Source organism: Dyella acidiphila (genome assembly GCF_014863405.1).
GTDB lineage: Bacteria > Pseudomonadota > Gammaproteobacteria > Xanthomonadales > Rhodanobacteraceae > Dyella_B > Dyella_B acidiphila.
Map to the genome: position 1 here is coordinate 18,533 of NZ_JACZZA010000011.1, position 11,829 is coordinate 30,361.

Annotated in this window: 5 protein-coding genes; 4 read left to right on the top strand and 1 reads right to left on the bottom strand. The window is 62.7% G+C overall.

What is annotated here, in order from left to right; translation table 11 throughout:
* The first annotated feature begins 250 nt into the window (after positions 1-250).
* Positions 251-1,648 carry a TIGR03013 family XrtA/PEP-CTERM system glycosyltransferase gene (locus IGX34_RS16345; RefSeq protein WP_192556800.1) on the top strand — a complete coding sequence of 466 codons (1,398 nt, stop codon included), beginning with the start codon at positions 251-253 and terminating at the stop codon, positions 1,646-1,648.
* Between the two features lie 19 nt (positions 1,649-1,667).
* Here IGX34_RS16345 and IGX34_RS16350 read toward each other — a convergent pair whose 3' ends face one another.
* Positions 1,668-2,366, bottom strand: coding sequence for a J domain-containing protein (locus IGX34_RS16350; protein WP_192556801.1), 699 nt, complete (start codon positions 2,364-2,366; stop codon positions 1,668-1,670).
* A gap of 250 nt (positions 2,367-2,616) precedes the next feature.
* Between IGX34_RS16350 and IGX34_RS16355 the strand changes: the two genes are divergently transcribed.
* From IGX34_RS16355 to IGX34_RS16365, 3 genes are all read left to right on the top strand, one after another.
* Positions 2,617-3,303, top strand: a complete 687-nt coding sequence (locus IGX34_RS16355) for a hypothetical protein (RefSeq protein WP_192556802.1) — start codon at positions 2,617-2,619, stop codon at positions 3,301-3,303.
* 236 nt (positions 3,304-3,539) lie between these two features.
* Positions 3,540-4,457: a cupin-like domain-containing protein gene (locus IGX34_RS16360; RefSeq protein ID WP_192556803.1), complete on the top strand. Its 918-nt coding sequence runs from the start codon at positions 3,540-3,542 to the stop codon at positions 4,455-4,457.
* Positions 4,458-4,519: 62 nt separating this feature from the next.
* Positions 4,520-11,821, top strand: coding sequence for a hybrid non-ribosomal peptide synthetase/type I polyketide synthase (locus IGX34_RS16365; protein WP_225737529.1), 7,302 nt, complete (start codon positions 4,520-4,522; stop codon positions 11,819-11,821).
* Positions 11,822-11,829 lie beyond the last annotated feature (8 nt).

Genomic DNA, 11,829 nt, shown 5'->3' on the forward strand with positions numbered 1-11,829 from the left:
CCATGTTCGGCGCATGCGGTGAAAGGTGGCTCCGGGGTGCCGCTGGATTCTATCGCCCCACATGAACCTTGTTCGAGTGATCTCATACATGTGCATCACCCATGTAACACCAGGTGTGCATCACCCATGTAACACTTTTATGCATCGCAAGATTGACCGGCGAGAAGCGCCAAAAATCGCCATCGACACCGGCAAAAAAAAGGGGTAGCTTCATTTTCGTCTCAGGGGACATGGCGTTTGGGGGATTCAAATGCTTCGCTTTTTACGGCGTCAAACGGTGCGCTGGCTAGTGCTGTTCGGCGCAACCGAATTGCTGTTGCTTGCATCCTCACTTCACGTGGCGATGCACCTTCGCTATTTTCGTAATGCCGACGAATTGGTCGATTTTTCGCATCATTTGCTGCTGCGATCTTTTATCTTCGCATCGGCCATCATGCTCGGCATGGTTGCGCTCGGTGAATACCGGACGCATCTGCGTACGACCTGGCAAGGCGCAGTGGCGCGCCAGGGCGTCGCCTTCATTATCGGCGGCCTGCTGCTGGTGATTGGCTATTACATCGTGCCGCAGGCATATGTCGGCCGCGGCGTGCTCAGTATGGCGCTGGCGATGGGCTTCGTGGCGGTGATAGTGTTTCGCCTCCTTTTTATGCGGATGGTGGAGATCGAGTCGCTCAAGCCGCGTGTACTCATTCTCGGCACCGGCCAGCGTGCTGCGCAAATTCATAACCGCATGCGCAGGCGCTCGGATCGTCGCGGTTTTACGGTCGTCGGCTATGTGCCCTGCCCCGGCGAAGATATCGCCATTCCTGCCGATAAGTTGCTTGCGCCGGACGTCCCCTTGCCTGTTCTGGCCAAGCGCGAGCAAATCGACGAGATCGTCGTCGGCGTCGACGATCGCCGCGGCAGGCTGCCGATGGACGGTCTGCTGCAGTGCCGGCAATCAGGCGTCACGATCACCGATCTCACTACCTTCTTCGAACGCGAATCCGGCCGCGTGCAATTGTGGCTGGAGCCGTCGTGGCTGGTTTTTTCCAGCGGCTTCCAGGCCACGCCGGTGCATCGGCTGGCCAAGCGTTGTTTCGACGTGGTGGCCGCAATGGTGTTGTTGCTGTTGTGCTGGCCGTTGATGCTGATGGTCGTCCTGGCCATTCGGCTGGAATCAGGCCCTGGCCAACCCATTCTGTATCGGCAGGAACGCGTAGGCAAAAACGGGCAAACGTTCTGGCTGCTCAAATTCCGCAGCATGCGTACCGACGCCGAACGCGATGGCATAGCGCGCTGGGCCAGCAAACAGGATGATCGTGTGACGCGCGTCGGCCGTATCTGCCGCAAGTTGCGTTTTGATGAATTGCCGCAGCTATGGAACGTGCTCAAGAGCGATATGAGCATTGTCGGGCCACGCCCGGAGCGACCGCAGTTCGTTGCAGACCTGGCCACCAAGATCCCTTACTACAGCTTGCGCCACTGCTTGAAGCCTGGCCTCGCCGGCTGGGCGCAGCTGAGCTATCCGTACGGCGCATCGGAAGAGGATGCGGCCGAAAAGCTCAAATACGACCTTTTTTACGTGAAAAATCACAATTTGTTGTTCGACCTGCTGATCCTTATCGAAACCGTGGAAGTCGTCTTGTTCAGCCGCGGCGCGCGCTAAGACCTCAACGGTGTCGAAATCAATTGCGTGCAACAGGCGACTCGGTTTGAGCAGGCTTTGCCTGCACCGTTTTCAGTGAATGCAAGGGCGAGCTATACCAATCGACTACCGAACCGTGGTCGAACCGCACCCACGATGGTCCGTATTCCCACAAATCGTCGCGAATCTCGACTGGGTTGCCTTCGATGGCGCGCACATTTTCCTGCGACATGCCCAAACTCAGCATCGGCGGGGCCGGTGCTTCAACGCGGGTGGCATCGTTGTCGCGGGTGGCGCCATCGGCACCGCCATCCGCTGGGGCATTCACGGCGGATGCGCCCCAAAACAGAATGACGACGGCGAGCAATGCAATCGGAATCAGCCACTTTACCTGCGGACGTCGTGGCGCCCGTGCGGAAGTTGGCCGTGGTGGGGGCGGTGTCGGCGACGGGCGTGGCGTCGGACTGGCTCTTTGCGGTGTGACGCCCTGGGGCGGCGGCGCGCCCGGAAGGCGCCCGTGCAGCCGCAGAAATTCCATCGCTGCCTCATATTGAACATTGATCTGCTGCAGGCGCTGCCCGCTGCGGGGATGTATATACCCGTCATGCCCCGGAGGTCTGCGGTCTGGATGCAGGGTGGATACGCAGCGGCGGTAGGCCCGTTTGAATTCTTCCAGACTGCAATCGGGACTCACCCTGAGCTGCCGATACAACTCAAGAAAATCGATCTCGTTAGCCATGCCGTTTCCCCTATTGCATGGTGGCGCCTCCCGCGCGCCTGACCGCCTCGGCGGTTATCAAGGAGTGCTGTTAGCCTCGCGCACGGCGGGCGTCGAAGCAAGCACATTTTGAGCTTGACTTAGTGTGACCTAGTTCTCAAAATCGGTCACAAGCTCTAGGGGGATTCCCGTGCAAGGCTGTCGCGACCATGTTGCCGCCTGCTGCCGCTATGCCGCGGCTGGCGCCCTATGGGTTGCAGCAGCAAGTTGCGTGCCAGCCCAGGGCGCCCCGGGCGATGCCTCGACCCCTTCGTTAGGTGCCCACACGCTGCAAACCCAGTCCGAAGGACTTGGTACCAGCCCGGTCGTCACCGATCCGATCACATCACAGCAACATGGCAGTTCGTTGATCGTCTTCAACGGCGGTTATTTGAGCAATGCTTCAGGGCCTGTCGACAGTTACGGCAATCGTTGGAAGCAACTGGGCAACGACGTTCCGTTCGGCAATGGCTACGGCGATCGCTTCAACGTCAAAGCCTACGTAGCGCTCGCCGCCAAAGGCGGCTCCGAACACACCGTCAGCTTCACCAAGAACGGCAATGCGGCGGGCGAAATCTCCGTCCCGTTCATCGAGATAAGGAATGCGGGCGTTCTGCAGGATGTCAGCCAGAACTACGCCCCTACTGGCCTGGTCATGACCAGCGGCAGCGTCACCACGACCGGTCCGGCAACACTGATCGCCGTATGGTGGGGCGATGGCGGCATCAAGCGGATGTCCGCCGTACCCAACAACGGATTCACTGTCATCGACAGTTATCTGAAGCTTCCCGATAACAGCGGCGTGCAATGCGCAGTGGCCTACAAACAGGTAGCCGCTGCGGGACGCTACGACGTCAGCTGGGCCGGCGCCCCTGCTCAGGGCGCCATTTTGTGGTTGTTGGCGTTCCAGTCCAAATAAATGGTGGGGCGATGCACCCTGTATGCCTGGGTGCATCGGCAAGTTGATCGACATGCGGCAAAACGTGGAACTCGTGGGGACTGGCGCATCAACGCCAGTATTTGCAGCTCCGGTATTTGCATTAAATGTCTGTTGCGGCAAGTAAAGACGTCGTGGCGAACGACGTACGCGATGTGTCGAAGCAAAGCGCATTTACGCCCCGCACTGACTCTTTCGTATGGCGGGAGGGCTCAATCATGAACACCAGCGCGACGACACTTATCGATCTTGATTGGGAAACCTTCGATCCGTGGCGCATCCAGGCCGTGCGTCACCGGTTGTCCGACCATCCCTTGTTGCAGCCCGATCAGTTGGTGGCCTTGGGCAAGCGGTTCCAGGGCAGCACGCGGCTGTTTACGTTCAACAACGAAGCCGGCGCCGATGCGAACTTCGATGACGTCGGCCGTCTCTATCCCAATCGAAAATCCGCTGCCGATACGTTGCAAGGCATCAACGAAGCCAAGGCGTGGATGCTGCTGCGCCACGTGCAGGATGACCCGACCTACCGCGGCCTGGTCGACCTGGCGATGGACCCGATCCAGCCACTGATCGAACGCAAGGATCCGGGCATGCATTACCGCGCCGGATGGATTTTCGTGGCCTCGCCGCATACCACCACGCCGTTTCATATCGACCGCAATCACGGCATCCTGCTGCAGGTTCGCGGCACCAAGAAAGTTTACGTCTGGGATGCCGAGGACATCGAGGTATGCAGCGAGCACGCACGCGACGTTTTCCATGCCCGGCATGATCTCGGATTGGTGAAGTGGGACGAGGCATTCCGCGAGCGCGCCCACGTCTACACCGTCGGCCCCGGCATGGGCGTCTACATGCCCATCACCAGTCCGCACATGGTGGAAACCGGCGACGAGCCTTCCATCACCATCAGCCTTACTTACAGCACGACGGCGACACGGCGTAACGCCATGCGACATGTCGTGAACGACCTGCTCTACCGCAAAGGCATCAAGCCGGTACCGGTGGGCAAGCGCCCGCTGGTCGACACGCTGACCTATGCCGCCGCGTCCGTCATGGTTGCCACGCACGGCACCGGCAGCCATCTACCGGCCTGTCCATCGCTGGCGCATCCGAGCGCCTATGCATTGGCTGATTGATCGAATGATTACGTAACGCAACCCGGCGCTGCCAGAGCACCCGCACGGAGGACGGAAACCTCATGAACACATGTATTGCCAAGCCTCAGGACGGTACGGCTGAAGGCGGGATGTTGTGGGACGTGCTGCCGGCTCAAACCGGCAATGGCGCAGCCGGCTGGACGTGCCGCGAATACGCGCTCGATAAATCCTCCACCGCCGCACTCGACGAAGCAGCACGGCGGCACGGCACCAGTACTTCGTCGATGCTTTGCGCCGCCCTGGCGCTGGTCGAATCCCGACTCACCGGCGTGCAAGCCGTTGCTGCCAGTCATGTCGATGGTCACGCATCGAGGCAGCTGTCGATCGACGTGTCGCGCACCGGTGGACGCGATGCATGGCTGCAGGGATTCTGCCGGTCGCTCAGCAACGCGGCGCCGATCGGCTGCCGTACTGCATGGGCCGTCGGCAACGACCTTCATTCGTTCGATACCGAACCTTCATGCGATGCTTCAGGCGGCGCCAATGACAGTTACTGGTGCGTGCAAGTCTCTGCTGCACGGATCGATGTGGCGTTTCGCGCCCCGCTCAGTGCTGCCGCGATCGACTTGCTCGCTGCCTGCGTCACGCGCGCGCTTGTATGGCTGTGCGCCCCCAGCGATGCCGACCTATCATCATTCGACGTCTGCGATCCGGCTGAACGTCGGCGCATGCTGGTCGAATGGAATGCCACGTCTGTGTCGCGCCGTCCGGCTGATACCGTGCATGCCCTGTTCGCGGAGCAGGCCCGTCAGTACGCCCGTTCACCGGCCATCGAATCGCTTGATCTCAGCCTCTCCTACGCCGAACTGGATGCGCGTTCCGGCCGCGTCGCTGCAAGCCTGATCGCCGCGGGTGTCAAAGTGGGAGCGCCGGTCGCGCTGCTGCTTGAGCGCTCGCCGGAAGCGCTGATCGCCATCCTGGGCATTCTCAAGGCGGGCGCCGCTTATCTCCCGTTGGATCCGGGCTATCCGGCGGAACGCCTGGCCTTTGTGATCAACGACGCACGGGCCGCGCTGATTATCGCCGGCCCAGATGCGCCGGCACTACCAGGCATCCAATTGCCGGTTGTGCAGCTTGAACAACTTCAAGGCGATGTATCGGCGTATCAGCCGCCTGCTGTCGATGGCAGCGCGCTTGCCTATGTGATGTACACGTCCGGCTCCACCGGCACGCCCAAAGGCGTCGAGATCACCCATCGATCCATCATCCGCCTGGTGCGTGAGGTCACCTATGTCGATCTCGGCAGGCAGCCCCGTCTGTTGCACGCCGCGCCGCTCGGCTTCGACGCATCTACGCTGGAAATATGGGGTGCCCTGCTCAACGGCGGCACCTGCGTCGTGCACGGCGAACGCATTCCCACCGGCTGTGGGCTGGAAGACACGATCGAACGCCACGGTGCACGCATCGCCTGGCTGACGGCGGCGCTGTTCAACGCGATCATCGATGAAAATGCGCAGAAACTGCGCGGTCTCGAGCAGCTATTGATCGGTGGCGAAGCGTTGTCGGTCGCGCATGTGCGCAAGGCCTACGCCGCCTTGCCCCGTGTCACCATCATCAACGGTTACGGCCCGACCGAGTGCACGACGTTTGCGGCGACCTATCGCATTCCACGCGACATCGACGCCAACGAGCGCTCGATTCCCATTGGCCGCCCGATCGCCGACACCACGCTGTATGTATTGAACAGCCGCGGCGAACCGGTGCCCACGGGCGTCATCGGTGAGCTGTATATCGGCGGTGCCGGCCTGGCGCGTGGCTACCTGGCGCGCGCCGAACTGACCGCCGAGCGCTTCGTTATCGATCCGTTCGGCGCCGACGACGAGCGCCTTTATCGCACCGGCGATCTCGTGCGTTGGTTGCCGGAGGGTGTGATCGAGTTCGTCGGCCGGGCCGATGGCCAGATCAAGATCCGCGGCTACCGGATCGAGACCGGCGAAATCGAAGCAGTTCTGCAAAGCCAGCCTGGCCTGCGCGCGTGCGCCGTGCTGGTCCGCGAAGATCGACCGGGACAGAAACGGCTGGTGGCGTATTACGTCGCCGAGGATGCATCCATCAACGCCAGGACGTTGCGCGATCCATTGGCGCGTGTGCTGCCGGACTTCATGGTGCCGGCCATCTATATCGCCATGGATGCGCTGCCGGTCACGGCGAATGGCAAACTCGATCGTCGCGCCCTGCCCGCACCCGACAACCGGCGCCCCGAACTGGCCGGGGTCTACGTACCGGCGATAGGAGAAACCGAACAGCGGCTGTGCGAACTGTTCGCCGACATGCTCGGCCTGGATCAGGTCGGCCGCAACGATCATTTCTTCGAGCTTGGCGGCAACTCGCTGCTGGCCGTGCGCACGGTGACACGCATACACAGTGAGCTGGCGTCGAGCGTACCCACCATTGCGGCCTTCTTTGGTGCGCCCACCCCCGCCGCACTCGCCGCGATGATCGAGCATGGCGACGCACGCACCGCGCTGGCTTCGCGTCTTTCGCAGCATCGCCCGTCCAGCGCTGCCGAACCGATTGCCATCATCGCGATGGCCGGCCGTTTCCCGGGTGCCAACGACGTCGAGACGTTCTGGGACAACCTTTGCGCCGGCCGCGAATCGATCACCTTCTTTGGCGCTGACGAGCTCGATTCGAGCATCCCGGCGGAGCAGCGCAACGATCCGGCTTATGTGGCGGCGCGCGGCGTCATCGATGGCGTGGAAAACTTTGACGCGGCATTTTTCGGAATGACGCCGCGCGAAGCGGAGTTGATGGACCCGCAGCAGCGGATCTTCCTCGAACTGTGCTGGGAATGCCTGGAGCGCGGCGGCTACGTGCCGGACGAGCATGACGTTCCGGTGGGTGTCTTTGGCGGCATGCATAACGCCAGCTATTTCCAGCGCCATCTCAGCACGCGGCCGGACCTGGTCGAGAAGTTCGGTGCGTTCCAGGTGATGCTGGCCAACGAAAAGGACTATCTCGCCACCCGCGTCGCACACAAGCTCAACCTTACCGGCCCGGCGATCAGCATGAACACCGCCTGCTCGACCTCGCTGGTCGCGCTTTGCCAGGCCTTCGATGCCTTGCGTGCCGGTCATTGCGATATGGCGCTTGCCGGCGGCTCGTCGATCGCGTGCCCGCCGCGCAGTGGTTACGTGTCGCAGGAGGGCTCGATGCTGTCGCCCGATGGGCACACCCGCAGCTTCGATGCCGATGCGCGCGGCACGGTCTTCAGCGACGGGGCCGCGGTCGTGTTGTTGAAGCGGCTCTCGGATGCTCTGCGCGACGGCGATCCGATCTACGCTGTCGTTCGCGGCGTTGCGGTCAACAACGATGGCGGCAGCAAGGCGAGCTTCACTGCGCCCAGCAGCGCGGGGCAGGCCGCGGTGATCACAATGGCGTTGGATAACGCCGGCGTACCGGCCAATTCGATTTCCTATGTGGAAACCCATGGCACGGCGACACCGCTGGGCGATCCCATCGAGATCGAGGGGCTGACCCAGGTATTCCGCCAGAGCACGCACGAACGTGGTATCTGCGCGATCGGTTCGGTCAAGAGCAATGTCGGTCATCTCGTGATGGCAGCCGGCGCGGCCGGCGTGATCAAGACGGCCCTGGCCCTGGCCGAACGACGCCTGCCGCCGTCGCTGCATTTTCGCGCCAACAATCCAAAGCTCGACCTCGAGAATTCGCCGTTCTTCGTCAACGACAGCTTGCGCGCCTGGACCTTCGATGGCGGTCCGCTGCGCGCGGGCGTGAGTTCCTTCGGCGTTGGCGGTACCAACGCGCACGTCATCCTTGAGGAACCGCCGCAACGCGAGCCTTCCGAAGCCGCCGATGGCCCGCAGCTATTGCTGCTTTCCGCGCGCAACGATGCGGCGCTCGGCCATGCGGTGGAACAACTGGGCTGCCATCTTGCACAGCAACCGGGCGCCCAGCTGGCCGATATCGCCTGGACCCTGTGCAAGGGGCGCAAGCGCTTTGCACATCGCATCCATCTTGTTGCCGAGAGCATTGAAGACGCCGCAAGACGGCTGCAGGAACTGGCAGCGTCCCTGCCCGCCAAGACCGCGCTCAATCCTTCACCCGGCATCGTCTTCATGTTCCCCGGCCAGGGCTCGCAGTACGCCGGCATGGGGCGCGGGCTATATGCGAAGGAACCCGTATTCGCTGCGGCACTGGACGAATGCGCGGAAATCCTTCGCGATGAACTCGGCTTCGACTTGCGCGAGCGCCTGTTTGCGGACGATGCCGATGCACTGCGCGCCACCGGACTGACCCAGCCGGCCATCTTTGCGATGGAATATGCGCTCGCGCGCCTGTGGATGAGCTATGGCGTGGCACCCATCGCCATGGTTGGCCACAGCGTGGGCGAATTCGTCGCGGCGGTGATCGCCGGCGTGATGAGCCTTGCCGATGGCGCGCGCCTGATCGCTCGCCGCGGGCGCCTGATGCAAGCGTTGCCGGCCGGCTCGATGCTGTCCGTGCGCCTGGATGCCGCACAACTGGCGGCACGCCTGCCAGCCACGTTATCGCTCGCTGCCGAAAACGCGCCCAATGCCTGCGTGGTGTCGGGTGAAACACCGCTTATCCAGGCATTTCAGGCGGAACTCGAACAAGCCGGTATCGCCTGCCGGCTGTTGCACACGTCCCACGCCTTCCACTCTTCCATGATGGACCCTGCGTTGGCCCCGTTCCGGCAGGAAGTCGAACATATCGCGCTGTCCGCGCCGCGCATTCCGATCGCGTCCACCTTGACCGGCAGCCTGCTGAGCGATGACGAAGCGACGTCGGCGGACTACTGGACGCGTCACCTGCGCGGCACCGTGCGTTTTTCGACGGCATTGCAGAGCCTGCTGGCCGAACCGCAGCATGCTTTTCTGGAAATAGGCACGCGTACCACACTCAGCCTGCTGGCCCGCCAGCACACGCAAAGCCGCGGCCGGGTGGTACTGGCCTCGTTGGCGGACAGCCCGTCGAACGAACGCGCCGCTTGGCTCGATGCCGTCGGACAGTTGTGGTCATGCGGCGTCGACGTTGCGGTCGGTCAACTGGATCGCCGGCAACGCAAATACCGCGTGCGCCTGCCGACCTATCCGTTCGAGCGCAAGCGTCATTGGATCGACGCCCCACTGGCTGCTGCTGTATTGCCGGCGGCTACGCCGTCTAACGTCGTGCCGCTTCCTGTGCGCGTGGAAGCTGTCGCGGCAACTGCCGCACCCCTCAACCTTATTCCGGAGGCCGCCATGGCCCCTGCCCCATCTGCCGCACGCACTACACGCCTGGTCGCTCAACTGCAAACGTTGTTCGAGGATGTGGCCGGTACAGAATTCGACGGCGTCGATCCGGCCACGCATTTCGTCGAACTCGGTCTCGATTCCCTGTCGCTGACCCAGGTCGCGCTGCAACTGCAGAAGACCTTCGCCTTGAAGATCACCTTCCGCGAACTGATGGAAGCGCATTCCTCGTTCGGCAGTCTCGCCCAGCATATCGATCGGCTGCTGCCGCCCGAGGCCGCAGCCGTCGCCACCGCGCCCGAAGCCGTCGTCGCCACGGCACCGGCTACACCCGCCACCGCGACAAGCCAGGTATCCGCGATGTCTCTTCCTGCGAATGGTGGACTGATCCAGGACGTGATCCAGCAACAGATGCTGATCATGCAGCAGCAATTGGCCCTGCTAGCACAAGCGGGCAGCCCGGCACCCGTCACCGCGCCGGTGGCACCCGTGGTTGCCCCGCCGGCACCTGTCGCCGCACAACTGGCCGTGCCGACCGCGGATACTCCGCAAGACGAAGAGGCGGCGCTCGCGCATACGAGCTACGACGTCAAAAAGGCGTTCGGTGCGATCGCGCGCATCCATTCCGGTTCGACCGAGCTGACTGGCCGCCAGCGCGTCCGCCTGGATGCGTTCATGCGCCGCTATATCGAGCGCACGCGGCGATCGAAGGACTATACGCAGGAACATCGTCCGCACCTGGCCGATCCGCGCGTGGTCAACGGATTCCGGCCGCTGCTGAAGGAAATCATCTATCAGATCGTGATCGAACGCTCCAAAGGTTCGAAGGTGTGGGATCTGGACGGCAACGAATACGTGGATGCGCTGAATGGCTTCGGCATGAACCTGTTCGGCTGGCAGCCGGATTTCGTGCTGGATGCCGTGCGCAAGCAGCTCGACCTGGGCTATGAAATCGGCCCGCAGCATCCGCTTGCCGGCGTCGTCGCGAAACAGGTCTGCGAGCTCACTGGATTCGACCGCGCTGCGTTGTGCAACACCGGCTCCGAAGCGGTGATGGGAACCGTCCGTGTGGCCCGCACCGTCACCGGCCGCGACACGCTGGTGATCTTTACCGGCTCGTATCACGGCATCTTCGACGAGGTGATCGTACGCGGCACCAAGAAACTGCGCTCGGTGCCGGCCGCGCCGGGCATCCTGCGCAACACCTCCGAAAACGTGCTGGTGCTTGACTACGGCACGCCTGAAGCGCTGGCGATTATCCGCGAGCGCGCCGCGTCGATCGCCGCCGTGCTGGTCGAGCCGGTCCAGAGCCGGCGGCCCGACTTCCAGCCGCGCGAGTTTCTGCAGGAACTGCGTGCCATCACCAGCGATGCCGGCGCCTTGCTGATCTTCGACGAAGTGGTCACCGGCTTCCGCTCGCACCCGCGTGGCGCGCAGGCGGTGCTCGGCATCGACGCCGACCTCGCCTCCTATGGCAAGGTCGTTGGCGGCGGCTTCCCGATCGGCGTGATCGCAGGCAAGCGCAAATACATGGATGCGCTCGATGGTGGCGGCTGGCAGTTTGGCGATGGGTCGATTCCGACGGTCGGCGTCACCTACTTCGCCGGCACCTTCGTGCGTCACCCGCTGGCCCTGGCAGCGGCACATGCAGTGCTTGACCACCTCAAGACCGCGGGCACCGCCTTGCAGGACGCACTCAATGCGCGTACCGCATCGCTGGCTGACGAACTGAACGCGTTCTGCGCAGAAGTGGGCGCACCCATCAAGGTGACGCACTTTGCCTCCGTCTGGAAGACCAACTTCCTGGAAGACCATCCGCTGCAGGATTTGCTGTTTGCGATGATGCGCAGCCGCGGCATCCATATCCTCGACAACTTCCCCTGCTTCTTCACTACCGCACATGGCGAAGCGGATTTCGTGGCAATCGCCAAGGCCTTCAAGGACGCCGTGCTCGAACTGCAGGAAGCCGAGTTCCTGCCCCGCCGCAAAAAGGTCGAAGCCCTTCCGCTGGATGCTGCCAAGCCGCCCGTCGCTGGTGCGCGCCTGGGCAAGGACGAGGAAGGCAAGCCGACCTGGTTCATACCCAACCCCGATGCACCGGGCAAGTACATGAGAGTGAGTGCATAAGGAGCAAC